The sequence below is a fragment of the Pseudomonas sp. NPDC087803 genome (genome assembly GCF_044742995.1).
Taxonomy (GTDB): domain Bacteria; phylum Pseudomonadota; class Gammaproteobacteria; order Pseudomonadales; family Pseudomonadaceae; genus Aquipseudomonas.
The window spans coordinates 32,562-58,649 of the sequence record NZ_JBIUVO010000027.1 but is presented as its reverse complement, the minus strand read 5'-3'; the positions used below and the strand labels follow the sequence as shown (position 1 = coordinate 58,649).

The 26,088-nt window shown below is 63.1% G+C and carries 28 protein-coding genes; 4 read left to right on the top strand and 24 right to left on the bottom strand.

The features are described 5' to 3' along the window. Window positions 1-261 precede the first annotated feature (261 nt). Window positions 262-1,329 carry a uroporphyrinogen decarboxylase gene (gene hemE / locus ACIOUG_RS15445; protein ID WP_103485588.1) on the top strand — a complete coding sequence of 356 codons (1,068 nt, stop codon included), beginning with the start codon at window positions 262-264 and terminating at the stop codon, window positions 1,327-1,329. 176 nt (window positions 1,330-1,505) lie between these two features. Here the strand turns inward: hemE and ACIOUG_RS15440 are convergent, their stop codons facing one another. Further along, on the bottom strand, window positions 1,506-2,825 hold the full coding sequence (locus tag ACIOUG_RS15440; protein ID WP_401066747.1) for an MFS transporter: 1,320 nt from the start codon (window positions 2,823-2,825) through the stop codon (window positions 1,506-1,508). A gap of 73 nt (window positions 2,826-2,898) precedes the next feature. Here ACIOUG_RS15440 and ACIOUG_RS15435 point away from each other — a divergent pair, with 73 nt between their 5' ends. Beyond that, the gene (locus ACIOUG_RS15435; RefSeq protein ID WP_401066745.1) at window positions 2,899-3,801 is read left to right on the top strand and encodes a LysR substrate-binding domain-containing protein; all 903 of its coding nucleotides are present in this window, start codon (window positions 2,899-2,901) and stop codon (window positions 3,799-3,801) included. Window positions 3,802-3,906: 105 nt separating this feature from the next. Here the strand turns inward: ACIOUG_RS15435 and ACIOUG_RS15430 are convergent, their stop codons facing one another. The 22 genes from ACIOUG_RS15430 to ACIOUG_RS15325 all read right to left on the bottom strand — a co-directional run bounded on the left by ACIOUG_RS15430 (window position 3,907) and on the right by ACIOUG_RS15325 (window position 23,674). Beyond that, window positions 3,907-4,344, bottom strand: coding sequence for an excinuclease (locus ACIOUG_RS15430; RefSeq protein WP_401066744.1), 438 nt, complete (start codon window positions 4,342-4,344; stop codon window positions 3,907-3,909). 270 nt (window positions 4,345-4,614) lie between these two features. After that, window positions 4,615-5,418 (bottom strand): hypothetical protein, encoded by an 804-nt coding sequence (locus tag ACIOUG_RS15425; protein WP_401066743.1) that lies wholly within the window; start codon window positions 5,416-5,418, stop codon window positions 4,615-4,617. Between the two features lie 25 nt (window positions 5,419-5,443). Further along, window positions 5,444-6,670: a beta-ketoacyl-ACP synthase gene (locus tag ACIOUG_RS15420; RefSeq protein WP_401066742.1), complete on the bottom strand. Its 1,227-nt coding sequence runs from the start codon at window positions 6,668-6,670 to the stop codon at window positions 5,444-5,446. Further along, the gene (gene fabG / locus ACIOUG_RS15415) at window positions 6,670-7,398 is read right to left on the bottom strand and encodes a 3-oxoacyl-ACP reductase FabG (RefSeq protein ID WP_401066740.1); all 729 of its coding nucleotides are present in this window, start codon (window positions 7,396-7,398) and stop codon (window positions 6,670-6,672) included. The genes ACIOUG_RS15420 and fabG overlap by 1 nt, the downstream gene beginning before the upstream one ends. After that, a complete protein-coding gene (locus ACIOUG_RS15410) occupies window positions 7,391-7,855 on the bottom strand; it encodes a hotdog family protein (RefSeq protein WP_401066738.1) in 465 nt (154 codons plus the stop codon). Before ACIOUG_RS15410 ends, fabG begins: the two co-directional genes overlap by 8 nt. Continuing rightward, a complete protein-coding gene (locus tag ACIOUG_RS15405; RefSeq protein WP_401066737.1) occupies window positions 7,852-9,048 on the bottom strand; it encodes a beta-ketoacyl-[acyl-carrier-protein] synthase family protein in 1,197 nt (398 codons plus the stop codon). Before ACIOUG_RS15405 ends, ACIOUG_RS15410 begins: the two co-directional genes overlap by 4 nt. Then, on the bottom strand, window positions 9,045-9,635 hold the full coding sequence (locus ACIOUG_RS15400; protein WP_401066735.1) for a hypothetical protein: 591 nt from the start codon (window positions 9,633-9,635) through the stop codon (window positions 9,045-9,047). The genes ACIOUG_RS15405 and ACIOUG_RS15400 overlap by 4 nt, the downstream gene beginning before the upstream one ends. Continuing rightward, complete coding sequence (locus ACIOUG_RS15395; protein WP_401066733.1) at window positions 9,635-10,360, bottom strand: class I SAM-dependent methyltransferase; 726 nt, start codon at window positions 10,358-10,360, stop codon at window positions 9,635-9,637. The genes ACIOUG_RS15400 and ACIOUG_RS15395 overlap by 1 nt, the downstream gene beginning before the upstream one ends. Continuing rightward, on the bottom strand, window positions 10,357-11,604 hold the full coding sequence (locus tag ACIOUG_RS15390; protein WP_401066731.1) for an NAD(P)/FAD-dependent oxidoreductase: 1,248 nt from the start codon (window positions 11,602-11,604) through the stop codon (window positions 10,357-10,359). The genes ACIOUG_RS15395 and ACIOUG_RS15390 overlap by 4 nt, the downstream gene beginning before the upstream one ends. Continuing rightward, window positions 11,591-12,751, bottom strand: a complete 1,161-nt coding sequence (locus ACIOUG_RS15385; RefSeq protein WP_401066753.1) for a sodium:proton antiporter — start codon at window positions 12,749-12,751, stop codon at window positions 11,591-11,593. The genes ACIOUG_RS15390 and ACIOUG_RS15385 overlap by 14 nt, the downstream gene beginning before the upstream one ends. Continuing rightward, a complete protein-coding gene (locus ACIOUG_RS15380) occupies window positions 12,751-15,090 on the bottom strand; it encodes an MMPL family transporter (protein WP_401066729.1) in 2,340 nt (779 codons plus the stop codon). Before ACIOUG_RS15380 ends, ACIOUG_RS15385 begins: the two co-directional genes overlap by 1 nt. Beyond that, window positions 15,074-15,676, bottom strand: coding sequence for an outer membrane lipoprotein carrier protein LolA (locus tag ACIOUG_RS15375; protein ID WP_401066727.1), 603 nt, complete (start codon window positions 15,674-15,676; stop codon window positions 15,074-15,076). Before ACIOUG_RS15375 ends, ACIOUG_RS15380 begins: the two co-directional genes overlap by 17 nt. Continuing rightward, window positions 15,673-16,098, bottom strand: coding sequence for an acyl-CoA thioesterase (locus tag ACIOUG_RS15370; RefSeq protein ID WP_401066726.1), 426 nt, complete (start codon window positions 16,096-16,098; stop codon window positions 15,673-15,675). The genes ACIOUG_RS15375 and ACIOUG_RS15370 overlap by 4 nt, the downstream gene beginning before the upstream one ends. Continuing rightward, a complete protein-coding gene (hutH, locus tag ACIOUG_RS15365) occupies window positions 16,091-17,635 on the bottom strand; it encodes a histidine ammonia-lyase (protein WP_401066724.1) in 1,545 nt (514 codons plus the stop codon). Before hutH ends, ACIOUG_RS15370 begins: the two co-directional genes overlap by 8 nt. Further along, complete coding sequence (locus ACIOUG_RS15360) at window positions 17,616-18,563, bottom strand: glycosyl transferase (protein WP_401066722.1); 948 nt, start codon at window positions 18,561-18,563, stop codon at window positions 17,616-17,618. The genes hutH and ACIOUG_RS15360 overlap by 20 nt, the downstream gene beginning before the upstream one ends. After that, window positions 18,560-19,294: a glycosyltransferase family 2 protein gene (locus ACIOUG_RS15355; protein WP_401066721.1), complete on the bottom strand. Its 735-nt coding sequence runs from the start codon at window positions 19,292-19,294 to the stop codon at window positions 18,560-18,562. Before ACIOUG_RS15355 ends, ACIOUG_RS15360 begins: the two co-directional genes overlap by 4 nt. Window positions 19,295-19,422: 128 nt before the next feature. Further along, window positions 19,423-21,102: an AMP-binding protein gene (locus ACIOUG_RS15350; RefSeq protein WP_401066719.1), complete on the bottom strand. Its 1,680-nt coding sequence runs from the start codon at window positions 21,100-21,102 to the stop codon at window positions 19,423-19,425. After that, window positions 21,099-21,644, bottom strand: a complete 546-nt coding sequence (locus ACIOUG_RS15345; RefSeq protein WP_401066718.1) for a hypothetical protein — start codon at window positions 21,642-21,644, stop codon at window positions 21,099-21,101. Before ACIOUG_RS15345 ends, ACIOUG_RS15350 begins: the two co-directional genes overlap by 4 nt. Next, window positions 21,641-21,895 carry an acyl carrier protein gene (locus ACIOUG_RS15340; RefSeq protein WP_401066716.1) on the bottom strand — a complete coding sequence of 85 codons (255 nt, stop codon included), beginning with the start codon at window positions 21,893-21,895 and terminating at the stop codon, window positions 21,641-21,643. Before ACIOUG_RS15340 ends, ACIOUG_RS15345 begins: the two co-directional genes overlap by 4 nt. A gap of 9 nt (window positions 21,896-21,904) precedes the next feature. Continuing rightward, a complete protein-coding gene (locus ACIOUG_RS15335; protein ID WP_127648661.1) occupies window positions 21,905-22,180 on the bottom strand; it encodes a phosphopantetheine-binding protein in 276 nt (91 codons plus the stop codon). Continuing rightward, window positions 22,164-22,970, bottom strand: coding sequence for a lysophospholipid acyltransferase family protein (locus ACIOUG_RS15330; protein WP_401066714.1), 807 nt, complete (start codon window positions 22,968-22,970; stop codon window positions 22,164-22,166). Before ACIOUG_RS15330 ends, ACIOUG_RS15335 begins: the two co-directional genes overlap by 17 nt. Next, window positions 22,946-23,674, bottom strand: a complete 729-nt coding sequence (locus tag ACIOUG_RS15325; protein WP_401066713.1) for a beta-ketoacyl synthase chain length factor — start codon at window positions 23,672-23,674, stop codon at window positions 22,946-22,948. Before ACIOUG_RS15325 ends, ACIOUG_RS15330 begins: the two co-directional genes overlap by 25 nt. A 351-nt stretch (window positions 23,675-24,025) precedes the next feature. On the opposite strand from ACIOUG_RS15325, the gene ACIOUG_RS15320 reads away from it, so the two are divergent. Beyond that, window positions 24,026-24,796, top strand: a complete 771-nt coding sequence (locus tag ACIOUG_RS15320) for a ParA family protein (protein ID WP_401066711.1) — start codon at window positions 24,026-24,028, stop codon at window positions 24,794-24,796. A gap of 131 nt (window positions 24,797-24,927) precedes the next feature. Here ACIOUG_RS15320 and trxC read toward each other — a convergent pair whose 3' ends face one another. After that, on the bottom strand, window positions 24,928-25,362 hold the full coding sequence (gene trxC / locus ACIOUG_RS15315) for a thioredoxin TrxC (RefSeq protein ID WP_401066709.1): 435 nt from the start codon (window positions 25,360-25,362) through the stop codon (window positions 24,928-24,930). 284 nt (window positions 25,363-25,646) lie between these two features. On the opposite strand from trxC, the gene ACIOUG_RS15310 reads away from it, so the two are divergent. Then, window positions 25,647-26,084, top strand: coding sequence for a type II toxin-antitoxin system HigA family antitoxin (locus tag ACIOUG_RS15310; protein ID WP_401066751.1), 438 nt, complete (start codon window positions 25,647-25,649; stop codon window positions 26,082-26,084). Window positions 26,085-26,088: the final 4 nt, after the last annotated feature.

Sequence of the window (26,088 nt, the reverse complement as noted above, 5' to 3'; positions counted from 1 at the left end):
TCGTGGGGGCCCCCCCCCCCTCCCCCCCCCAACCCCCCCCCCCCGCGGGGGGGGGGGGGGGGGGGGGGGCCCCCCCCCCCCCCCCCCACACCCCCCCCCCCCCCCCCCCCCCCCCCCCCCCCCCCCCCCCGCTCCCACATTGGTTTCTGTGCGCTCAATACAGCGCAATAAATTGACCCGATAGACAAAAGGCTGACCTGCATCCGTGCCTTTTGCCTCGCGCTCTGAGAAAATGCCCGCACTTTTTTTCCGGATGCCGACATGACTGCCCTGAAGAACGACCGTTTCCTCCGCGCCCTGCTCAAGCAACCCGTAGACGTCACCCCGGTGTGGATGATGCGCCAGGCCGGCCGCTACCTGCCTGAATACCGCGCCAGCCGTGCCCAGGCCGGTGATTTCATGAGCCTGTGCATGAATCCGGAATTCGCTTGCGAAGTCACGTTGCAACCGCTCGACCGCTACCCACAACTGGATGCGGCGATCCTGTTTTCCGACATCCTCACCATCCCCGATGCCATGGGCCAGGGCCTGTACTTCGAGACCGGTGAAGGTCCGCGGTTCAAGAAAGTCGTCAGCACCCTCGCTGACATCGAAGCGTTGCCGATCCCTGATCCACACAAAGACCTCGGCTACGTGATGGACGCGGTCAGCACCATCCGTCGCGAGCTGAACGGCCGTGTGCCGCTGATCGGTTTCTCTGGCAGCCCGTGGACCCTCGCCACTTACATGGTTGAAGGCGGCTCGTCGAAAGACTTCCGCAAAACCAAGGCGATGCTCTACGACAACCCGCAAGCCATGCACCTGCTGCTGGACAAGCTGGCGCAGTCGGTGACCTCGTACCTCAACGGCCAGATCATGGCTGGCGCGCAAGCGGTGCAGATCTTCGACACCTGGGGCGGCAACCTGTCGGCGGCGGCGTACCAGGAATTCTCCCTGGCCTACATGAAGAAAATCGTCAGCGGCCTGATCCGCGAGCACGACGGTCGCAAAGTGCCGGTGATCCTCTTCACCAAGAATGGCGGCCTGTGGCTGGAAAGCATCGCCGAGGCCGGTGCCGACGCACTGGGCCTGGACTGGACCTGCGACATCGGCAACGCCCGCGCCCGTGTCGGCGACAAAGTCGCGCTGCAAGGCAACATGGACCCGACCGTCCTCTACGCCAAACCGGAAGCGATCCGCACTGAAGTCGGGCGCATTCTGGCCAGCTACGGCAAGGGCAGCGGCCACGTGTTCAACCTCGGCCACGGCATTACCCCTGAGGTCGATCCGGAGCACGCGGGCGCGTTCCTGCGTGCGGTGCACGAGTTGTCGGCGCAGTATCACGAGTGATCGACGCCCAATAGAAAACGCCCGGCTTATGCCGGGCGTTTTTGTTTCCACAATTCAACGTCGGACGCGGATCAATTGTAGGAGTGAGCCTGCTCGCGATAGCGGTAAGTCAGTCGCCCGATGTATTGGCTGACACACCGCTATCGCGAGCAGGCTCACTCCTACAGGGTTTTGTATCAGGCTTTGACACCCTGCAACGGCGGCAACTTCGCCAGTTTCAACGCCACCAGCAGCGCCACCAGCAACAGTGCGCCGATAAACAACCCAATCCCGTTCCAGCCGCCCAAATGCCAGAACACCCCGCCCGCCGTCCCGGCAATGCTCGACCCTGCGTAATAACTGAACAGGTACAACGACGACGCCTGGCCCTTGGCCTTCAGCGCCCGACGGCCGATCCAGCTGCTCGCCACCGAGTGCGCGCCGAAGAAGCCGAAAGTGAAGATCAGCATGCCGACGATCACCAGCAACAGCGGGGTGAACAGGGTCAGCGCAAGGCCGGCGAACATCAGCGCAATCGTCGCCCACAGCACCTTGCGCCGCCCCAGTTTGTCCGCCAGCGATCCGATCTTCGCTGAACTGTAGATGCCCGACAGGTACACCACCGACAGCAAGCCGACGAACACCTGATCGAGGTTGTACGGCGCAGCGAGCAGGCGATAGCCGATGTAGTTGAATAGGGTGACGAACGCGCCCATCAGCACGAACGCTTCAAGAAACAGCAGCGGCAGACCGGCATCGCGAAAGTGCATGGTGAAGCCGTCGAGCAGGCTGCGCGGATGCAGCGAGCGCGAGCGGAAATTGCGCGACTCGGGAAGGATTTTCCAGAACACCGCCGCTGCGATCAGCGCCAGACCGCCGATCACCAGCATCGCCGTGTGCCAGCTGACGAAGTCGATCAACACCCCGGTGATCAACCGGCCGCTCATCCCGCCAATCGCGTTGCCGCCGATGTACAGGCCCATCGCCAGACCGATGTGCTGCGGATGAATTTCCTCGCTCAGATAGGTCATCGCCACCGCCGCCAGACCGCTCAGCGACAGCCCGATCAGCGCGCGCATGATCAGCACGCCATGCCAGCTCGGCATCATCGAACTGGCGATGGTGCACAGCGCGGCGGCGAACAGTGCCGCGACCATCACCGGTTTGCGTCCGACCCGGTCGGAAATCGGCCCGGTGATCAACAGACCGAAGGCCAGCATGCCGGTCGCCACCGACAGAATCAGGCTGCTCTGCGCCGCGTTGATTCCATACTCGTGGGACAGCAGCGGCATCATCGGCTGCACGCAGTACAGCAGGGCAAAGGTCGCGAAGCCGCCGCTGAACAGCGCGAGCACCGTGCGCATGAACATCGGCGTGCCTTTTTCGATGTAGATCTCCTGCAGCTCGGCGATGACATCCTCCGCCGCGGCAGGCGGAACTTCATGGGCAAGAGGGGCGGCGGCGGTTTTCACATCAGACCTCGGAGGGCACGGCCAGGCAGGCAATGAAAAAATCATATAGCTGGCTAATGTTTCTATCCAATATATTGTTCGACCTGTTTGATAGCTTTAACGACCTAATGGGGTTTCCATGGAATTGCGTCATCTGCGCTACTTCATCGCCGTCGCCGAAGAACTGCATTTCGGCCGCGCGGCGCAGGTGCTGGGGATCTCCCAGCCACCGCTGAGCCAGCAGATTCAGGCGCTGGAGCAAGAGGTCGGCGCGCGCTTGTTCGAGCGCACCAATCGTCGGGTCGAGCTGAGCGAGGCCGGCCGGTTGTTTCTGCAGGAGGCGCGACTGGTGCTGGCGCAGGTCGACAAAGCGGCGGACGTCGCCCGGCGTGCGCAACTCGGCGAACTCGGCGAATTGAAGATTGGCTTCACCTCGTCGGCGCCGTTCAACTCGACCATTCCCCAGGCGATTTTTGCCTTTCGCCAGCGCTTTCCGGCGGTGCACCTGAACCTGCGGGAGATGAGCAGCACGCAAGTCGCCGAAGGGCTGGTGGATGAGTCGATCGAGGTCGGGATCATGCGCCCGCTGGGTCTGCCGGATTCGTTGAGTGTGGTGGAACTGATGCGTGAGCCGCTGGTGGCGGTGCTCGGCTCCAAACATCCGCTGGCGCAGGGCAGCGAGGAAGGCCTGTTCCTCTCGGCGCTGGCGCTGGAGCCGTTCGTGTTCTTTCCGCGCAGCTACGGCAGCGGGCTGTATGCGCAACTGCTCAGTCTGGCTCGTGATGCCGGGTTCAGCCCGCACTTCGCCCAAGAGGCCGGTGAGGCGATGACCATCATCGGGCTGGTCGCAGCGGGGCTGGGAGTTTCGGTACTGCCGGCGTCGTATCAGCGGATGCGCATCGACGGCGTGGTCTACCGAGCGCTGCTCGATCCGGAGGCGGTGTCGGCGGTGTGGTTGGTGCAGCGCAAGGATCAGAAATCGCCGATGGCCAAGGCGTTCGTCGAACTGCTGACGCGCAAGGTCGAGCCTTCAAAAGCTTGATTGCTGCGCAATCAAATCGCGAGCAGGCTCGCTCCCACAGGGGAACGCATTCCAAGGTGGGAGCGAGCCTGCTCGCGAAGGCGTCAACTCAAACACCAACGCCCCTCAGGGCAACCGCACCAAATCCCCCTTCAGCGCCACCCGCGTCACAAACACCCCGGCCCGGCATTCATAGGTATTCAAATCCTTGCGCACATGCTGGTCGTAATAACTGACGATGTTGACCACCGCATTTGCCCCGACCCGCTTGGCATCGGCCTGCAATTTGATCAGGTTCGACTGCAGCACCCACTCGCAGGAATCATGGTCACTCTTGTTGAAGCCATTGGTCTTCAGATCACTGACCACATCCCGGCGCAACAACTGCTGCGTGCCCTGCGGCCCATTGCCGATCAGATAGAACTTCACACTGCCATCCAGGCGCCCGGCGCGAATCGCATCCGAAAGCACGGTTTCGAACGGCATGTACATCAGATTGGTGGCGTGGCTGGTGCTGGGCAATAGCCCGAGGAGCGTGGCGGCGATCAGGGCTTTCACTTGCATGGTCATCTCCTTGACGGTGAAAGAGAACCGCGAGTGTTCGAACAGTGGGCTCGCCGTTCAGGCAGGCGTTGAATGAGGGCCTGTTGAGCGAGTGTAGATGCAGAAATGGAGACAACGCCTTGTGGCGAGGGGATTTATCCCCGATCGGCGGCGCAGCCGTCGTAAAACCAGTGAACTCGGTAGGTCTGATGCTCCGAGTTCTCAGGTTTCGGGGCCGCTACGCGACCCATCGGGGATGAATCCCCTCGCCACAGGATTGGATTCACTCAGTCAGTCAACGTGCGCAAGGTCTCCACGCAACGCCACGCTCGACACCACCAGGCCGGCGCGGCACTGGAATTTCTCGGTGTCTTTGTAAAGGTCGCGCTGGTCGACGCTGGCGATGTTGATCACGGCGTTGGCGTCGGCTTTTTTCGCGGCGTTCTGCAGGGTCGCGAGGGCCGATTGCAGGGCCCAGAAGCAGGCGTCGGCATCGGATTTGTTCGAGCCGTTGGTCTTGCGGCTGCTGCTCACGGTGTCGAGTTTGCGCACCTGTTTTGGCAGGGTTTCGCCGGCCAGGTAGAACTTCACGCTGCCGTCCAGCAGGCCGGCGTCGGTGGCGCGTTTGACGCCCTCGCGAAAGCTCAGGTAGGTCGGTTCGTCGGCGCCTTGCTTGACGATGCCCAGGTCGTTGACGAACTCGATGTCCGGGTTGATCGACAGCTCCTTGAGGACGTTGTCGCGCAGGCGGTTGACCCAGCGGTTGTAGTTGCCGTGGATCTTGCCGTCCTTGGCGTCCAAGCCGTAGCTGCTGCGATAGTCGATTTCGAACGAGGTCGGGCTGAACGGGATGTCGACTTCGGCGTGGTGACGGCCGCGTACAGTAATCGCCGCTTTGATCATGCCCGGACGCACCGACTGCACCACCCACTGGCGATCATTGAGTGCGGTGACGATGGCGCGGCTCATTTGCGCCTGGGTGAAGCCGAGGTTGGGCGAGAACTCTTCCTTGGCGTTGTAAACCGGTTTGCTGGTGCAACCGCCGAGCACAAAGGCCAGGGCCAGCAGGGCGGCGATGCGGTGAAACTGAGTCATTCCCTTCACTCCAAACGTGTTGCGGTCAGTGCCAGCGGCGGAAAATCAACGAGGTGTTGACGCCACCAAAAGCGAAATTGTTGTTCATTACGTATTCGTGGTGCATCTGGCGGAATTCGCCGCGCAGGTAATCGAGCTTGCCGCAGTGCGGGTCGACCTCATCGAGGTTGAGCGTGTGCACGTACAGGTCGCGATTGAGCATTTCGATGCTGAACCACGACTCCAGCGCGCCGCAGGCCCCCAGCGTGTGGCCGAGGAAACTCTTCTGCGAGCTGATCGGCATGTGTTCGCCGAACAGACTGCTGGTCGCCAGTGTTTCGGCAATGTCGCCCTGTTCTGTAGCGGTGCCGTGACCATTGACGTAACCGATGGCATCCGGCGACAGTCCGGCGTCTTCCAGCGCCAGTTCCATCGCGCGGCGCATGGTGATCTGTTCGGGGCGGGTGGTGTGCTGACCGTCGGCGTTGCTGCCGAAACCGACGATCTCCGCATGGATCCGCGCACCGCGAGCCAGCGCATGCTCCAGATCTTCGAGCACCAGCATGCCGCCGCCTTCACCGATCACCAGACCGTCGCGGCCCTTGTCGTAAGGACGTGGGCTGGTCTGTGGCGCATCGTTTTTCAGGCTGGTGGCGTACAGCGCGTCGAACACCATGGCTTCGGTCGGGCACAGCTCTTCGGCACCGCCGGCGAGCATCAGCGGCAGGCGGCCGAACTTGATCGCCTCGTAGGCGTAGCCAATGCCCTGGCTGCCACTGGTGCAGGCGCTGGACGTCGGAATCAGGCGCCCGGTGAGGCCGAAGAAGATGCTGATGTTGGCCGCGGTGGTGTGCGGCATCATCCGCACGTAGGAGTTGGCGTTGAGGCCTTCGGCCACCGAGTTCAGCAGCATGTTGCCGAACGCCTTGATCTCGTCAGTGCTGCCGGTGGACGAGCCGCAGGCCACGCCCATGCGTCCGTCCTTGATCGACTCGTCGCCGAGCAGCCCGGCGTCGGCCAGTGCCTGTTCCGCCGCGCCTACGGCCAGCCGCGAGACCCGGCCCATGCTGCGCAGTTGCTTGCGGGTCCAGTGTGGCGGTACGACAAAATCATCAATCGGCCCGGCCAGACGCGTGTTGAGTTCGCTGAAGCGGTCCCACTCGTCCATCCGGCGGATGCCGCTGCGGTTGGCCGCGAAGTTACCGGCGATGGTCTGCCAGTCGCTGCCCAGCGAGGTGATGCCGGCCATGCCGGTGACGACGACGCGCTTCATCAGCACAGGCCTCCGTTGACCGCCAGGACCTGGCGGGTGATGTACGAGGCTTCCGCCGACATCAGGAAATTCACCGCAGCAGCGACCTCTTGCGGGGTGCCCATGCGTTGTGCGGGGATCATTTTCATCAGTTCTTCCACCGGCACGTTTTCGTCGAGCATCGCCGTGTCGATCAGACCCGGCGCGACGCAGTTAACTGTGATTTTGCGCTTGCCCAGTTCGATCGCCAATGCTTTCGCCGCGCCGATCACCCCGGCCTTGGAGGCGCTGTAGTTGACCTGGCCACGGTTGCCGATCAAACCCGACACCGAAGTGATGCAGACGATCCGACCGGCGGCGCGACGACGGATCATCGGCATCATCACCGGGTGCAGGACGTTGTAGAAACCGTCGAGGTTGGTGCGCAACACCACGTCCCAATCGTCATCGCTCAGCGCCGGAAAAGCGCCATCGCGGGTCAGGCCGGCGTTGAGCACTACGCCGTAATAGGCACCGTGGGTGTCGACGTCGGCTTCGAGAATGGTTTTGCAGGTTTCGCGGTCGGCGACGTCGAATTGCAGGATGCGCGCGTTGCGGCCCAGCGCTTCGACTTCGGCTTTCACGGCCTGGGCTTCAGTCACGCCGCTGCGGCAATGCAGGACGATGTCGTGCCCGGCCTGCGCCAGACGCAAGGCAATGGCGCGGCCGATGCCACGGCTGGAGCCGGTGACCAGTACGGATTCAGTCATCGTTCGACTCTCTGTTTTGTTCAAGGTATTGGCTGGGCTGTGGCGGGCGGAACACGTTCAAGCGGGCGCTGGCCTCAATGCCGGGGGCGTTGATGTGGCATTCGAAAACACCCATGCCGTTGTCGTCTTCCAGCGAACGGATGCCGTGGATGGTCAGTTCGCTGCCGGCCGCAAACGCCTCGACGTTGCACTCGAACTTGCGGGTGCCGAGGAGGAAACCCAGTTCCACCGGATTGCCGTTCACGCGGGCATGACAACCGGCGAAGGCGGCGACGCTCTGCGCCATCAACTCGATGCCGACCCACGCCGGCAAGCTGCCGTCGGGCAGGTTGAACAAGCCGTCGGGCTTGACCGTGAGGCGGGTGTGGATCTGCTCCTCGTCGAAGCTGAGGATGCGGTCGATCAAAATCATGTCGCCAGCGTGGGGCAGCAGTTCGGCGAGCGGCCAGTCGTTCATGGGGCGTCTCCGATAATCAGGCTGACGTTGTTGCCGCCGAAAGCAAACGAGTTGCTCATCAGGTAGCGGGGTGCAATGGACGACAGGCGTGCGCTCGCGGTCACCCACTTCAGCGCCGGCAAGTCGGGGTCGGGCTGGGCGTCCCAGACGTGTGGCGGCAAGGTTTGCTGCGGGTTGTCGGCGCTCAGGCTCAGCCAGCAGAACGCCGCTTCGAGGGCGCCGGCAGCGCCGAGGGTGTGCCCGGTCATCGGCTTGGTCGACGAGCAGGCCACGCCGTCGGGGAACAGCGTGGCGACCGCCTGACTTTCCATTGCATCGTTGTGCTGGGTCGCGGTGCCGTGGAGGTTCAGGTAGCTGATTTGCGCCGCTTGCAGCTGTGCGCGGCTCAAGGCTTTCTGCATCGCTTGCAGGGCGCCGCGGCCGCTCGGTTCCGGCGCGGAAATATGGTGCGCGTCGGAGCTGGCGCCGCTGCCGAGCAGGGCAATGGCCGGGCCGTCGCTGCGCTGCTTGCTCATCAGGAACAGCACCGCCGCTTCGCCGATGTTGATGCCGTTACGGTTGGCCGAGAACGGATTGCAGCGCTCGTCGGACACCGCTTCCAGTGCGCTGAAACCATTGAGCGTCAGTTTGCACAGGCTGTCGACGCCGCCGCACAGCACCGCGTCGCACAGGCCCAGATCGAGCAGGCGCTGCGCGCTCATCAACGCTCGCGCACTGGACGTGCAGGCGGTGGAAATCACATAGGCCGGGCCGCTGAGTTGCAGCCAGTCGGCGAGAAAATTCGCCGGGGCGCCGAGTTCCTGTTGCCGATAGTCGTACTCGGTAGGGAACTGCTGCTCGCGAAGATAGTGCGCCAGCCCTCGGCTGGCCTCGTCGATCCCCGAGGTGCTGGTGCCGAGCACCACGCCGATGCGCGCGCGACCATAGGTCTGGATCGCCCGGTCGATGTCCTCGCGAATCTGCAGCGCGGCTTCCAGCAGCAGTTGATTGTTGCGGCTGCTCTGGTCGGCCAGTTCGGCCGGAATCGCCGCCAGCTCAGCGTGCACTGCCGCCACCGGCAACTCCCGCCCGGCCACCCAGCCGGACTCGCGACGCATGCCTGAGCAGTCACCGGCAAACAGATTCTGCGCGACCTGGTGCTTGTCGCGGCCCAGCGCGCAGATCACGCCGAGGGCATTGAGGTAGGCAGTCATGGCGTCGGTTCACCGAGGGGAGAAACCCGATAGTGCGGGCCTTGGGGCAGATTCAATTGGAAGCTCAACGGTTGTGCATAACGGACCGTCCAGCGCGGCGCCAGCGTGCGTTGCTCGCCCTGCTGCTGCGCGGCGGGATAATTGCGCGCCAGTTCGCCGGCAGGGGTCAGGGCGAACAGCAACGCGGCAAACAGCTCCCGGGCTTCCGGGTTGGGCGGCAGCAGCCCGTCGGCCTGCCAGCGCCCGTCGATCAGTTGCTGACGCGCCTGGGGGATGCCCAGCGGGTCCATCATCGACCAGCGAATGCCGGGACCTTCGCGCTGGATCACCAGCAGCCAGTCCTGACGCTGATCGGCTTGCTCGCGCTCGATGTGCAATTGCAGCGGTAACGGCAGCGTAGGGTTGCTCGCAGGCAGCGGGGCCTGGCTGGCGCATCCACTTAGCAGGGCCGTTAGCAACAATACCAGCCACACCACAACCCCTGTGGGAGCGGGCTTGCTCGCGAAGGCGTCGGCACATCCGACATCAATGCCAACTGACCCACCGCTTTCGCGAGCAAGCCCGCTCCCACAGGTTAAGTGTTGCATCAGGAAGCCTCTGCCAGTGGTTTTCGGGCGACGACATTCACCAGCGTTTCCTCACGCTCGCCAAACGGCTTCGGCCGGCGCAATCCAAACCGCTCCAGCAGTCCGAAATCCTGCGACCGGCTCCACCACAGATACGGGTACGAGACATTGCGCTCGCCGAACTCGAAACCCTGTTGGCGAATCATCTCCAGGTACTGCGCCGCGCTCTTCTGCACCTGCATCGGATGGCGGAACAGCCAGCGGATCACCCAGGTATCAATGTAAGCCTCGGTGGACTCGGCGAACAGCAGATAACCGCCCGGCTTGAGTACCCGGTAGAACTCGGCGAGGGCCTTTTCCTGTTCGACCAGATGATGAAAGGTCTGGTGGCAGAACAGCAGGTCGACACTGGCATCGGCGACGTTGAGTGTCGCGCAGTCACTGCCGATCAGCTCGACATCGAAGCCCTGCCGCGCCGCTTCCTCGGCGCTCAATTGCAGGCTGTGCGGATCGGCATCGACGCCGATCAGACGCTGTGGGGCGAAAGTCTGGCGCAGATGCCGGAACGATTTGCCCTGACCGCAGCCGGCATCCAGCAACACCGGATGGGCCGGCAGCGACTCGCTGAACAAGCCGCGCAAATCATTGATCGCCACGCGCAACACATGGTGCTGCCAGGTGTGACTGCGCAGGAACCAGAAACCGAAGCGGGTTTCCTCGACGTAGCTGTCGCTCAAGTAATTCATGGGGCGTCCTTTGCACAGAGTTCGGAAATCATCTTCAGCCGGCGGCGCGCTTCGCTGACGAACGGGTTGCGTTCATCCCAGGCGTAGCCGGCGAGGATCGAGCAGATCATTCGGCGAATGTCCGCCTGACTGTCTTGATAAAAAATCACGTCCTGAAAGGTGCCGGCGTACCAGCCCTCGACGTAGCAGCGGAAGGTGTCGACCCCGCGCTTGAGCGGTTCGGCGAATTCGCGCTGCCAGTCGACGGTCTCGCCCTGCAACTGCCGGTGCAGGACCGCAGCGGCCATGCTCGCCGAACGCATGGCGATGGTCACGCCGGAAGAGAACACCGGGTCGAGAAATTCTGCGGCGTTGCCAAGCAGGGCGAAGCCCGGGCCGTGCAGGGTTTTCACATTCGCCGCATAACCGCCGAGGGTGCGCGCCGGGGTGTCCCACACCGCGTTGTTCAATACACCGGCGAGGCTCGGGGTTTCGGCGATGAAACCGCGCAGGCAGGCATCCAGATCGCTGTCGCGCCCCTGGAAGTGTTCGGCGGCAGCCACCACACCCACCGAGCAGCGCCCGTTGCTGAACGGGATCGTCCAGAACCAGATGTCGCGGTGCTCGGGGTGGGTGGTGACGAGGATCTTCTCGCGGTCGAAAGCCGGGTTGTCGATGTGATCTTCAACGTGGGTGAACACCGCCTGGCGCACCGGGAAATTCGAGGGTGCTTCCAGATCGAGCAAACGCGACAGCACGCGCCCGTAACCGCTGGCGTCCAACACAAAATCCGCTTCGACGCGGTACTCGCTGCCGTCCTCGCGCAGCACGTCGAGCTGCGGTCTGGCCCGGTCGAAGTCGACGCGGACGATGGCATCGCCGTAGCGGATTTCGGCACCCTGCAATTCAGCCTGATCGGCCAGCAGCTTGTCGAAATCGGCGCGCTGCACCTGGAACGTGGTGGGTTTACCTGCGGTGAAGGTGTCGCTGAAATCGAAGGCGCTGTAGCGCTCGCCCCAAGCGAACGCGGCACCGGTCTTGCACTGGAACCCGGCGGCGTTGACGGCGTCGAGCATGCCGGCCTCTTCGACGAAATCCAGGCAATGGCAGAGCAGGCTTTCACCGATGGAAAACCTCGGGAAGTGCTGGCGTTCGAGCACCAGCACATCGTGGCCCTTGCGCGTAAGCAGCGCAGCGGCGATGGCGCCGGACGGGCCGGCACCGATGATCACTACCTGACGACGTTGCATTTCAACGGTTGGCACGTGAACTCCCGGGCGCAGTGGCGGTGGTTTTCAGGGGCGCGCGGTGCAGGCCGATCAGGGCCGGCAGCAGCGTCGCGATCAGGCCCATCAGCATCAGCGCGAAGTACAGCGCCGGGCTGATGAGCTGTTGTTGCAGCAACAGGTTGAGAAAGACGATTTCACTCAGCCCGCGAATGTTCAGCAGTACGCTTTCACGCCAGCGGCTGGCGCCTGCGAACGACGCTCCGGCCCAGCCCAGGCCAAGCCAGTTGCCGAGCAGTTTACTGGCAATCGGCAACAGCAGCAGCGCCGCCCACTGCACCGCGCCGAGGCTGGCGAGGGCGCTGTGTACGTCGATCTGCACGATGCCGAAGGTGAGGATCAGCGGGATCGCGATCCACGTCTGCAAACGGCTCATCCACCGCGCCGGCAATGGCAGCACCAGCGGCACCTTCAGCAAGGCCATGCACAACAGATAGCCGATGCCGAAAATCAGCGCGTTGAGCTTGTAGTGCTCAGCCAGCACCAGCAGCGCAAAGAAGCCGAGGCTGTAGGTCAGCGGTCGACGCACGCGCAACAAATGCAACAGCAGCGGCACGCAGGCCAGACCCAGCGGCAGCAACAGACTGCTCAAATGCAGACTGCCCTGAGCGAGACCGAACAGCGTCCAGCAGGTCAGGTCGATGAGGATGGCGGTCTGCACCAGACGCCGGGTGGCGGCGGGCGGGTAGTCGATGTGGCGCAGGTACAGGTACAGCACCGGGATTGCGGTGATCGCGAACACCAACCCAATTGCGAGCGAGTTCAGCCACGGTTGCGCCGGCAGCAGCCAAGCGGCGGCGGCCAGTCCGCAGGTGAACGGCACGGCAAAACTCGGCACGGCGATTTTCACGCTCTGACGATCCAGCCGCAGGTCGATCACATCACTGAGAATGTGCCCGAGCAACAGGGCGAAACTCAGGCTGTAGAGGTCTTTCAGCCACCCCGGCGCGATCAGTTCGGCACCGCTGAGCTGCCAGCCCGGTTCGATCCAGAAGTACATCAGCAGCGGCAAGCCGAAGCTGGCCAGCAGCAACTGGCTGACGATCGGGATCAGGCCGAAATGCCGACCGACACGGGTCGCCATGGCGAACAATGCCAGGGCCATCAGCCAGAAACCGACGACCATCACGCTGTCGGCTCCGCGACGCTGGCGCTGTGGACGTGACGTCCGGCCCACGGCGCCAGAATGAAACTGAACGCCAGCCCGAGGCTCACCGACAGGCCGAAGTTGCTCACCGCCGGCGTGCTCGACACCGCCAGCAAACCGAACGACAGCCAGGTCGTCAGCGCCGCCAGCAAGGTGCCCAGCAGGCTGACTGCCGCACCGCCGACCTGCTCACGCATGAGGATCGCGTAATCGACGCTGATCGCCGTCACCAGCAGCAGGCCGAACAGGCTGAACAGGGTCAGCGGTTGACCGAGCCAGCCGAGGCTGGCGAGGCTGCACAGCGCCGCCAGCAGCGGCAGGGCGACGATGCGCAAGGCACCGCCGAAGCCGAACGGCACGATCAGTACCAGCACGATCAACACGCAGGAGGCGAGTTTCAGTTCGGCGGCGCTGATCTGGGTCGCGGCGAACACGTTGTTCAATTCGCCGAGACGATCCACCAGCATCACCCCCGGCAAGTCCAGGGCCTGCACCCGCAGCAGTGACGGATTGTTCAGGCCTTGCAGGCTGGTCATCGCCGCCACGCCGTCAGCGGTCGGCCCGAGCCACAGTGTGCGGTAAGGCTCGCCCAAGGGGCCGGCGAGTGCCGCGTCGATGTCCTCGGCGGGCAGGCTCTGCAACTGCTGCAATTCGGTTTGCAGCGCCGCGAGAGGTACGCCGAGGTCGAGCAGTGGCTGCCAGTATTGCGGCAGTTTGCTCAGTGCCTCGCGAACCTGCTGTTGCTGGCTCGGCGGACTGAGCAGCTGATCGAGAGCCAGATAGCCTTGCAGCTTGTCGAGGTTGACCAGTTGCTGCAGGCGCTCGCTCAACGCAGCCTGACGCTCCAGCAGTTGCTGCTGATTGGCGGCGCGCACGAGGAAAAACTGGCTGGTCGGCTGATAACCGGTGATGCGTGCGATGGTCTGCGCTTCATCGGTCAGGCGTTGTGGCGCACCGACCCACTGGCGGATGTCGTTCTTGCTTTGCAGCTGCACCAGGCCACCGGCGCAGAAGGCGATCAACAGCGCCAGCAGCACCGGGGTGCGCACGTGTTCGAGCAGGGTTTCGCGCAGTTGCACCAGACGCTCGGCCAGGCGCAGCGGCCATTGCGCCGGAACCAGTTCAACATTTTTCAGCAGGGCCGGTAGCAGGCACACCGCCGACAGATACGCACCGAGCAAACCGGCGGCGGAGAACACCGCGATTTGCGTCAGCGCCGGGAAGGGCGTCCAGGCCAGCGCCAGATAACCGATGGCGCTGGTGATCAGGCTCAGCGTCAGCCCGGAGAGTGTCAGGCGCAGCGCCGGCCAACTGCGCCACGGCTTGAGGCTCCAGCTTTTCGACAGATAGTGCAGCGGATAATCCACTGCCACGCCGATCAGGCTGGAGCCGAGCACCAGGGTCATCACATGCATGTGGCCGAACAGCGCCACGCAAGCCACCGCGCCGAACAGCATGCCCACCAGCACCGGCACGAACGCCAGCAGCACCCGCCAGCGCCGAAACGCCAACAGCAACAACAGCAGAATACCGAGGGTCGCGCCGCCGCCGACCCAAGTCATTTCGCGGGTGGCTTGTTGCTGACCGTTGGCGGCGTAGAGCAGACCGCTGGCGGCTAACAGTTGCACGTCGGCTTTCGCTGCCTGCTCGCGACTGTGCTGCAACAGATCGGCGACTTTCAGCGGCAGGTTCATGTCGAAGGCGTTGCCGGTGGTGCGCGCGCGCAGCAGCACCCAGCTCTTGCCATCGGCATCGGCGACCAGTGTGCCGCTGCCGATGTCCAGTTGCACCGCGCCGTGCTTCGGCTGGCTGTTCTGGATGCGTCCGGTCAGGCCCAGCCAGTCGTCCTGGCTCGGCACCAAGGTGAAACCGTTGAACGGGTCGAACAGCGCCTGCACCCGTTGCTGAATGAACGCATCGGGATGCTCGGTCAGCAGTTGCCGATCGTCCGCCGAGAGCATCGCCAGCCGTCCTTGCAGCAGTTGCGTGCGCAACGCCGGCAGATCCGCCTGCAGGTTCCACTGCACCTTTTCGAACAAACCGCTGGCCTGCCATTGCTCGCCCAAAGTCTGGGCCATGGCCACCGCTTGCTGGCGATCAGTGTGACCGACCAACACCAGCATTTCCCGATTGAGCGGCTCCTGCATGCGCTGTTCGGCGCGCAGTTCGAGGGCGTCAGGGTTGGTGCCGGGCACCAGTTCCATGAGGTTGGCCGACAGTGGCGCACCGTCGCGCCACTGCCACCCGGCCAGCGCGACGACCGCCAGCAGCAGGATCAGGAACAGCCACGGCAGCCTGCGTTCACTCGGCAAAGTCATGTTGCTCCGCTTCGCTCAACGGTTGTCCGGCGCTGCTGTCTTTCATCCGCAGCACGGTGCTGTCGCCCTGGGTTTCCAGCAGTTCGATGGTCTGCACCAGTTCGCCGCCGTCGATATTGATCTGATTGAACACTTGCTTGAGCAGCAGCGAACGCGGGGTCAGGGTCAGTTTCCACTGCTGTGCACTGCCGCTCAGGGCCAGCTCGAAATCCCGCTGCAAGCCGCTGCTGTCACCTTGCAGCACGGCGAGGAACAAGCGGTTCTGCTCGGCCCCGGCGCTCTTGTTCGGCAGCAGTTGCCAAGCGTTGCCATCACGACGGGCGATGCCGTTGGCGGTGATGCGGTAATCCTGTTGCAACGGGGTCTTGAGCAGCCAGAGCAGGCCGTGATTTTTCGCCAGGACGAAGTTGCCCTTGCTGATCAGTGGCTGAGGCAGGGCGCGCAGGTGTTTTTCCTGAATGAACTGGCCGTGGATCACCTCCGGCTTCGCCAGTTGCTCGCTGAGCTGTTGCAGGTCGAAGGCGTTGGCCAGCGTCGACACGGCGAGCAGCGCCATCGCGCCAAGGCATTTGCAGAACAGGTTCATCGCAGCATCCTTTCCACCGCATCGGTGAATACTTTCGGTGAGGCCAGTTGCATCTCGCGGCTGCTGATCTCAACCGCTACCTGCACCGAGCAGGCACGGGTCAGGCGCTCGCCGGTCTGCAAGTCAGTGATCAGATAATTGATCTTCAAGCGGTTCTCCCACTCCACCAGACTGGCGCGTACGTTCAAGCGCTGGCCGAACACCGCGCCCCGCACATAACGCAGTTGCAGGTCGATGATCGGCCATGCATATCCGGACTCGGACATCTGCGTGTAGTTGTGGCCGATCCGGTCGAGCAGCGCGCAGCGCGCCACTTCCAGGTATTTGACGTAGTGCCCGTGCCAGACCACATGCATGGTGTCGACGTCGAAAAACGGCACGAGGATTTCCGTGTCGGCGTGCAGCACTCCGGCGCTACGCATGCAGCCTCCAGTGTTGCTCGGCGATGCGTTGCAGGCACAGGCGCAGTTCGCCTTCCAGTGCACGGTCTTCGATGACCGGCGGGAAGTCCCTGGTCAGCTCTTCGTGCATGGTGGCCAGCGAAGGTGGCAGCGCACGCGCGTCTGCATCGCGACCGCGCAGCCAGACGCCCTGATTGGCCGCGAGCAAGGTGGCGGCGGCGACTTGCTCGGTCAGTTCCAGCACGCGGATCGCGTCACGGGCGGCGATGGTGCCCATGCTCACCTTGTCCTGGTTGTGGCACTCGGTGGAGCGCGAGAAAACGCTGGCCGGCATGGTGTTTTTCAGCGCCTCGGCAGTCCAGGCGCTGGTGCCGATCTGCACGGCTTTGAAGCCGTGGTTGAGCATGGCGCGATCCGCCGGGGCGCCGGACAGATTGCTCGGCAAGCCATGGTTGTAGCGCTCGTCGACCAGCAACGCGAGCTGCCGGTCGAGCAGGTCGGCGACGTTGGCCACCAGATTTTTCAGGCTGTCCATGGCGAACGCGATGTGCCCGCCGTAGAAGTGCCCGCCGTGCAGCACGCGCTCGGCTTCGGCGTCGATGATCGGGTTGTCGTTGGCGCTGTTGAGTTCGGTCTCGATGAACGAACGCAGCCAGTTCAGGCTGTCGGCCAGCACACCGAGCACGTGCGGCGCGCAGCGCAGCGAGTAGCGATCCTGCAAACGATGCAGCGGCGCGGTCGGCGCGTCGATCGCCAGATCCTTGCGCAGCCACGCGGCAACCTGCATCTGCCCCGGATGCGGTTTGGCGGCGAACAGGCGCTCGTCGAAGTGTTCCGGATTGCCTTGCAGCGCGACCACGTTGAGCGCGGTGATGCGCGTGGCCAGTTGCAGCAGGTAGTCGGCGCGGGCGAAGGCGAGGCAGGCAAGGCCGGTCATCACCGCCGTGCCGTTCATCAGGGCCAGCGCTTCTTTCGGGCGCAACACCAGCGGCGTCCAGCCCAGTTCGCGATGCACATCGGCCGCTTGCCGACGTTCGCCGCGGAACAGCACTTCGCGCTCGCCGGACAAGGTCGCGGCGACGTAAGACAGTGGCGTCAGATCGCCGCTGGCGCCGACCGAACCTTCTTCCGGAATCAGCGGCAGAATGTCGTGTTCAAGGAAGGCGTGCAGGCGCTCCAGCAATTCGATGCGCACCCCGGACACGCCGTGGCACAGCGACTGCAACCGCGCCGCCAGCACGGCGCGGGTGGCTTGCGCGTCGAGCAGTTTGCCGAGGCCGCAGCCGTGGAAAGTGTAGAGATGACGCGGCAGTGCCTCGACGTGATGCAGCGGCACCGCGACCACGCAGGAATCGCCGTAACCGGTGGTCACGCCGTAGATCACGCCTTCCTTGTCCAACAGCGAATCGAGGAACCGCGCGCCCTTGGCGATGCGCTCGCGGTAGGCGGCGTCGCTCTGCAACTGCACGGGCGCCTGACGGTTGGCCAGGGCCAGCACGTCTTCGATGCGCAAAGGGCGTTCGCCGAAGGTTACCGGCTCATGGGTTGGCGTCGTCATCGGTCTTCCAGAAAGGGTAAAAGTTGAACCATTGGTGCGGGGCTTCGAGGCAATAGTGACTCAGGCGCTGCGCGTAGCGGGTGGCCCACTGATGAATGACCTGCTCGCGCTCGCGGCGTGTCCAGGTCACGCTGTCGGCGAACGGTTCGAGGGTCAGGCGATAGTGGCCGTCCGGCTGTTTCAGGCACATCAGCAGATTGACCGGACATTTGAGCAAACCGGCCAGCAACCACGGACCTTGCGGAAACGCTGCCGGGTGGCCGAGAAAGTCCACGCTGACGCTGCGCCCGCCGTGCAACGGCACGCGGTCGCCGGCAATCGCCAGCCATTCGCCGCGCTCCAGGCGTTCGTGCAGTTGCAGCATGATCACCGCGTCCAGTTCGCTGACCTGAATCAGGCGCAGATTGGTCGCTCCGGCCTCGCCCAGCAAGCGGTTGAACTGCTCGGCGTGCTTGGTGTGCACCAACACGTTCATGGTGACCTTTTCGCCGATCTCCGCCAGCGCCCGGCACACTTCGAGGTTACCCAGATGCGCGCCGACCAGCAGTTGCCCGCGACTGCCGCGCAACTGATTGCGCAGCAGTGCCGGGTCGATGATTTCGATCTGCTCGATGCGCAGCTTGCCGTTCCACACGTCGAGCTTGTCGAGCAGTGAATCGGCGAACGCCATGAACTGGCGGAACACCCGCCAGTAACTCGGGCGCAATTCGGCGCGGTTGCTCCAGTCGGCCAGCCGTCGCTGGTATTGCCAGGCACTGTTGCGCGCGGTGCGACCGAAGAGGAAGAAGTACAGGACGATGCCGTACAACAGTGGACTGAGCAGACGCCGGCCAAGCACCTTGGCGGCGAACGCGGTGAATTTCATCAGCAGGAAGCTGCCGCGCTCTTCGCGGTCGGCCCAGTGCTTCTTGTCGGTCTCGACGCTCATGTACGCCACCGTCGCCAGAGGATGACGGGCAGGCGCAGCAGCATGCCGAAGAACAACCGGGTGTGCATGCTGGAAATCAGCGCGTTGTCGTGGAACAGGCGGAAGTGCGAGACGCCGTCCAGCGGGTAATGCACGCTGGTTTGCAGCCAGCGCATTGGCTGATTGCGCCATGACAGGCGCACCAGAATGTCCGAGTCGAAATCCATGCGCTTGCCGACCCGCGCCGAGTCGATCACTGCCAGTACCGCGACCAGCGGATAGACGCGAAAACCGCACATCGAATCGCGGATCTGCAACGACAACGTGTTGATCCAGACCATCACATGGGTCAGATAGCGCGCATACAGACGGCCCTTGGGCACACTTTCGTCGAACAGCGGATAACCGCAGATCATCGCGTCCGGGTGGGCGCGGGATTCCTCGACGAAACGCGCGACGTCGTGCAGGTCGTGCTGGCCGTCGGCATCAACCTGCAAGGCGTGGGTGAAGCCCAGGCGCGCAGCCTCGCGCAAACCGGTCATCGCCGCGCCGCCCTTGCCCTGATTGAGGGTCAGGCGCACCAGATGCACCTGGTCGCGTTCGGCCAGCGCATCCAGCACGCGCGCGCAGGACGGGGTGCTGGCGTCGTCCACCAGAATGCACGGCAGGCCTTGGCCGAGCAGCGCGTCGACCACGGTGCCGATCGCGGTTTCATGGTTGTAGACCGGAATCACCGCGCAAGGGTTATGCATTGAACACATCCCCACTGTGGCGAGGGAGCTTGCTCCCGCTCGAGTGCGCAGCGCTCGCCGTTAATTTTGTATCGCTTGGAATTGGGGCTGCTGCGCAACCCAGCGGGAGCAAGCTCCCTCGCCACAGGTTATGCATCGGCAGCTCCTAGCAGGATTCGCCCGCTGGAGCAGGTCGCGGTGTCGTTGCGGTAGGCGAAATACAGCTTGCTGCGTTCGGGATCGAAACGCAGGTGCAACTGGACTTCATCGCCCGGGCGCACCAGTTGCTGAAATTTCAGCACTTCCATGCCGGCAAATTTGCCGGGCAGGTCCAGCAGTTGTCGGCCGAGGTTGAGTGCCCATTCGACCTGCACCACGCCGGGCAGCACCGGGGCTTTGGGGAAGTGGCCGCTGAAGTAGGCCAAGTCTGGCGGAATACTCAATTGCAGGCTCCACTCGCCGTCGGTTTCGACCTGCTCCAGCACTTCTGGCGCTTTCGGCCGTGGCGCCAGCAGCAGCGCTTCGATGTCGGCCTGCGGCAGCTTGCCCTGACTGTTCAGCGGCAGTTGCCGCACCAGACGCCAGCGCCGGGGCAAGGCCAGCGCTTCGCAATGCTGGCTCAGGTGTTTGCGCAGGGCTTCGGTCAGGCTGCGACGGCCCTGTTCACGCAAGGCGAACAGGCCCGCGTCGCTAAGCACCAGCAAGGCGCCCAGCACCGCACGGTTTTCCTGAACCACGCCCAGGCGTGCTTCGGCGACCCAGTCGTGGGCGACCAGTGCCTGTTCGAGCATCGGCAGGGAGATACGCTTCTCTTCGAGTTTGACGATGCGGTCCAGCCGCCCGAGCAGTTCGAAACGCCCGTCGGCAGCGATGCGCGCGGCGTCGGCGGTGTGTTCGACATGCCCGGCCGGCAAATAGGGCGAGGCGATCAGCAGGGCGCCGTCGCTGTCCTGACTCAGTTCAACCCCGGCGAAGGGCTGCCACAGGCTGGCGCCCTGACGCCAGGCGATGCCGCCGGTTTCCGAGCTGCCGAGGATTTCCGTCGGCCACTGTTGCAGGCGTTGCTGCAGACTCTGCGCCGCGTCTGCCGGCAACGCACCGCCGGAGGAAAACACCCGGCGCACGGCGCTCAGGGCCGGCCAGTCGAGGTTATCGCCCATGCGCTTGAGCAGCGCCGGGCTGCCAACCCAGGCGAAGGCCGGGTGTTCGCGGCTGGCGCGCTGCAGGTCTTCCGGGAACGCCAGTTGCCTGCGCACGAATGGGCGCCCGGCGCACAGCGGCCACAGCACCCGGAACAGCAAACCATAGATGTGCTGGGTGGCGACGCTGCCGATGATCCAGGCTGCACCGAGATCCGCGCCCCACAGTTGCTCCAGTGCCTCGACCTCGTTGGCCAGTTGACGCAGGGTCTTGTCGATACGCTTGGGTTCACCGCTGGAGCCGGAGGTGCACAGGCTCAGGCGACACTGTTCGAGATCGAGTTCGGCACCGGGCAGGGCAGGCTGCAGCAGATCGCTCAGGTGAGCATCATCGGGGTGATCGCTCAGCCACAGATCGACTTCACTCGACCAGCGCTGGCGGGTCTGCGCTTGCAGGTCGGAGGGCAGCAGGACGGCGACGCCGGCGCGCCAGGCTCCGAACAGGGCGATGGCGAGGTCGGCGGCATCTTCCAGATGTACCGCCATGCGCTGCACACCGCGTGCTTGCAGGCCGGCGGCAACGCTCAGCGCCTGCTCGCGCAGTTGCGTGTGGTCGAGCGCCGGGGCGGCGCTGATCGCGCGCTCCGGCAGGGCCTTGAGCAGCAGGTGCTCAAGTTTTATCCAGTTCATGTACGGCCTCTTACCCGTTGTCGTATCAGCCATTCAATGGCAAACATCAGGCCGATCAATCCGTAGGAGATCAGGCCGGTGTACAACATCCACCAATGCAGCGGCGCCCACAGGGTCAGGAGCGCGGCGCACAAACCGTTGCAGAAGAAAAACACGCTCCAGGCCACGGTGACCTGGCGGGTGTAGCGGATCGCCTCGGGCGGCAGGTGCGGCTCGCGCAGTCGCGCCAGGCGCTCGACCATCGGCGGGCCGTATTTCAGGCTCAGGCTGAACAGCACCAGCATGAAGCCGCTGATCAACACCGGATACCAGCGCAGCAACAGCGGACTGTCGAACAGCGCCAGCAGCAGGCAGAACACGATCGCCACACAGGCCATCCAGCGGCTGCCGGGCTTGCGCTCGCCGGTCAGCGCGCGCGCCAGCCACAGCCCGCCCAACAGCAGTCCGAACTGCCACGGGGCGAAGTGCTCCATGCCGAAATACACCGCAAAGGGGTACAGCAGCCCCGCCAGCAGCAGGCCGAGGCCGATCAATCGGCTCATGCGGCCGGTTGAACCAGACGGTAGACCGCCTCGACCACGTCACCGACAGTGCGCACCGATTTGAATTCTTCGGCGGCGATTTTCTTGCCGGTCTGGCGTTTGATGTGATCGATCAGGTCGACCGCGTCGATGCTGTCGATCTCCAGATCCTGATACAGGTTGGACTCCAGGCTGATCCGCGCCGGATCCAGTTCGAACAGCTCGACCAAGGCATCGCGCAGGGTGTGGAAAATGTCGTCACGAGTTTGCATGGTCCGGTCTCAAGCTGCCTGTTTTGCCGTGACGAACGCCGCAAGGCTCGCCACGTTGGTGAAGTGGTTACGGGTGTCTTTGGCGTCGGCGTCGATCTTGATGCCGTACTTTTTCTGGATCGCCAGACCCAGCTCCAGTGCGTCGACGGAGTCCAGGCCCAGGCCTTCGCCGAACAGCGTCTGTTCGTCGCCGATGTCGTCGACGCTGATGTCTTCGAGGCCCAGGGCATCGATGATCAGCAGTTTGATGTCGCGCACCAGGCCAGGGTTATTCAGATCGCTCATCTTCGGCGAGCTCCTTAATGTAGTAAGAGTGCAAATAATCATTGAGCTTGCGCGAGGCCTGCGGTGCCGGGCCTTGCGTGGCGAAAGTCTGTGGGTCTATATCGGCCCCGACACGAAAACTGAAGTGCACGCGGCGGCGGGGGATGCGATACCAGGGTTCGGCCTTGGTCAGGGTGGTCGGGTTGACCTTGATGACCACTGGCGTAAGGATTTTCGCACCACGCAGGGCAATCGCCGCCGCCCCCCGATGAAAGGCTGGCGCCTGACCGGGTTGAGTGCGCGTGCCCTCGGGGAAAATGATCAGGGTCTGGCCGTTTTGCAGGGATTCGGCCGCGGCATCGAGCATGTCCATGCTGCCGTCATTGCTGATGTACTCGGTGCTGCGCAGTGGGCCGCGGGTGAAGGGGTTTTCCCAGAGGCTTTTCTTCACCACGCAATTGGCCTGGCGCACCAGACCGATCAGGAACACCACGTCGATCAGCGACGGGTGGTTGGCGATGATCATCTGCCCCGGGCGACCTAGACGTTCCGCCCCTTGAATGTCGTAGGTCAGTACGCCAGTACGGGCCATGAACCGCACGAAAAACCAGAACAGCCGACTGACGGTCTGCCGCGCGCGTCGGCGATGCTGGAGCGCGTCACCCGGCAGGCAGCCGAGTAGCGGAAATACCAGTACGCGCAGGCACAGCCCGCCCAGCCCGAACAGGGCGAAACTGGCCGCGGTGGCCAGCAAGCGCCAGTAATAGGCGTCGCGGTTCTTCTCAGTCACGGGTTGCGTTGCCAGGTCCATACACGATTTTTCCAGGCATGTTGGCAATGGGATTGCTGGCCGAGCAGGGTGCGCAACAGATTCAGCGCGTGTGGCCATTGCGCTTTGGACAGTGCCTCCGGTCCGCTGTTCAGGGTCAGCCGCCAGTCGGTACCGGGGGTGAGCAGCAGACCCAGCGCATAAGGGAACGGGACGTCGTCGATCCACTGCGAATAGGCCTGGGGCGGCTGTTCTTCGGTGATGATCAGCAGCACCGCCGGAGCGCCTTCATCGAGCAGCGCGGCGGCTTCGAGGATGCCGTGTTCCAGGCCATCGCCCGCGGCCGCAAGGGCGGTCATTTCGCTGGTTTCGCCTCGCATGATCGACCACAGACCGATGATCGCGTTGTGTACCGACAGGCTGAACTGGGTCGGCGACAACGGCTCGTCCTTGGCCAGGTCGCTGAGGATCTCGAAGGTGCGCGGGGTTTCGCCGTGGCGTGAAACAAACACCAGCGGCAGGTTTTCCCGTCCGTCGGCCAGCGGCCAGCCGACACTGAAGGCCATGCGCGCCAAGCGGCTGAGCCGACGGCGCTGCATTGCCGGCAGAAACGACACATCGGGCGCGGCATCGCTGCCCGGGAGCGCGACCGGTTGTCGGCTCCAGGCTTGCCACGCGTCCACGCTGTCGAGCCCCGGGGCCCACGCGCGCCATTGGGCGATGTTGAAGTTGATCACGGAGTTCATCCCGCCCCTGCGGGCTTTTATGACGCTTTGAGTCGCCAAAGCCGCGGCTGACCTGACGTGGCGCTTGGCGCCGGGTGGCGCGCATTATCCCGGTGCGACGAGTGTGTAGCAAATGTTGGTTACGTTTTGCGCAGCAAAATGTACCGAGTGGTTCGCGGAAAAACTGTCACTTGGCCATTATCCAGATCGTGGGGGATTTGTCTGTCGGGCATATCAGCGCACGCGAGAGGTTTTTGCTCTCTGTACCCGCAGATTTTTGCGCCTGACTCTGTAGTCCGCGTCGTTGAAGGTAGCGAAGCGCACGCACAGGCAACTACACTCGGTCATTCTTTGATACACGGAGGTTTTGTCATGCGGCGCGTGGTGTTCAATCAGAAAGGTGGCGTGGGCAAGTCCAGCATTGCCTGCAATCTGGCGGCGGTAAGTGCCAGCGAGGGCTATCGCACGCTGTTGGTCGACCTCGATGCCCAGGCCAACTCCACTCAGTATCTGACGGGGCTCACCGGCAACGACATACCGATGGGCATTGCCGATTTCTTCAAACAGACCCTGTCTTCCGGGCCGTTCTCGAAGAAAAACCAGGCGGACATCTACGAAACCCCGTTCGACAACCTGCACATCATCACCGCCACCGCCGAGCTGGCCGATCTGCAGCCCAAGCTTGAGGCCAAGCACAAGATCAACAAGCTGCGTAAATTGCTGGATGAGCTGGACGGCGAATACGACCGGATTTATCTCGACACGCCGCCAGCGCTGAACTTCTATGCGGTGTCGGCACTGATCGCCGCCGATCGAGTATTGATTCCCTTCGATTGCGACAGCTTCTCGCGCCAGGCGCTGTACGGCCTGCTGGCGGAGATCGAAGAGTTGAAGGAAGACCACAATGAAGGTCTGGACGTCGAAGGCATCGTGGTCAACCAGTTCCAGGCTCGGGCCAGCCTGCCGCAGCAGATTCTCGATGAGTTGATTGCCGAGGGCTTGCCGGTGCTGCCGGTGTACCTGAACAGCTCGGTGCGCATGCGTGAATCGCACCAGGCCAGTACCCCGCTGATCTACCTCGACCCACGGCACAAACTGACGCAACAGTTCGTCGAACTGCATAACCTGCTCGAAGACCATTGATTTCCGGATTGCACCTCACCCGCCTGTGGGAGCGAGCCTACTTGCGAAGAGGCCAGCACGTTCAACATCTCTGTTGACTGAGCGGGCGCCATCGCGAGCAGGCTCACTCCTACAATTGAATTTGTGTTGGGTCAGATGCCCTGGCTACGCAGCCACGCCATCAACTGCGGCAACGGAAACGCCCCGCTCTGGCGTGCCACTTCCCAACCGTTCTTGAACAGAATCAAACTCTGAATCGAACGAATCCCCAACTGCGCCGACAACTGTTGATTGGCCTCGCTGTCGAGCTTGGCCAAGCGACACTTACCCGCCAACTGCGCCGCCGCCTGCTCGAACACCGGTGCAAACGACTTGCACGGCCCACACCAGTCCGCCCACACATCCACTAACAACGGCAGATCCCCTTTGATCTGGCTGGCGTAATCGCCTTGCTTGAGTTCGAACGGCTTGCTCAGCAGCACCTCGGATTTGCAGCGCCCGCACTTCGGCTGATCGCCCAGGCGTTCGGCGGGGATGCGGTTGAGGCCGTTGCAGGCGGGGCAGGGGATAAGGAGTGGTTCAGACATGATGGGCTCTCGGGCAGGAAGTCTATAAGACTGATCTGGAGGCAAAGTCGCGATTATCAAGGAATCGGTCTGTAGGTCATTACCATCGTCACTTAAGGAAATGACCTACGCGCGTCGGTGCTGAATCTGATTATCTGTATTTGATCCAATTGGTAATCTTGAGCAGACCTGAACGAAATAACGCTTGGACTCCCATCCCTATGGCCTTCACAACGGATAAACGTCTTTCGCTCTCAAAGCTTTTAGAAGGATCTGAGTCTGTTAAAGACTTAAATGTCCGCGCGATGTACTCGCTTGCCGGGGACTTTGTCGGTTTCGAGAATGTTTGGCTAGATTCCGGTGCTGACCAAAATCCGGATTTCTTTCCTCGTCCTCTGCGTCGGCCAGAAAATGAAGAGGATTACGACGCCTTGGTTCAGGCCGTCGACGAGATCCTTGAGATAACCGGTGATGATGGCTCGCATCCACTCGCGAGCCTGCTGGACATCATCAGTGACTGGATTGAGGAGTGGGATCGCACGCATCATCCGGCGCCGAAACCACCAGGTCATGAAGTGTTGGGATATTTGATGCGTGAACATGGTTTGACCCAGAGCGATTTGCCCGGGGTCGGTACTCAGTCAGTTGTCTCGGAAATCCTGAGCGGCAAGCGGCAGTTAAACTTGCGGCAGGTTCGCTGGCTGGCCGAGTTTTTCAAGCTACCTGTAGACGTGTTCATCTAGTCGG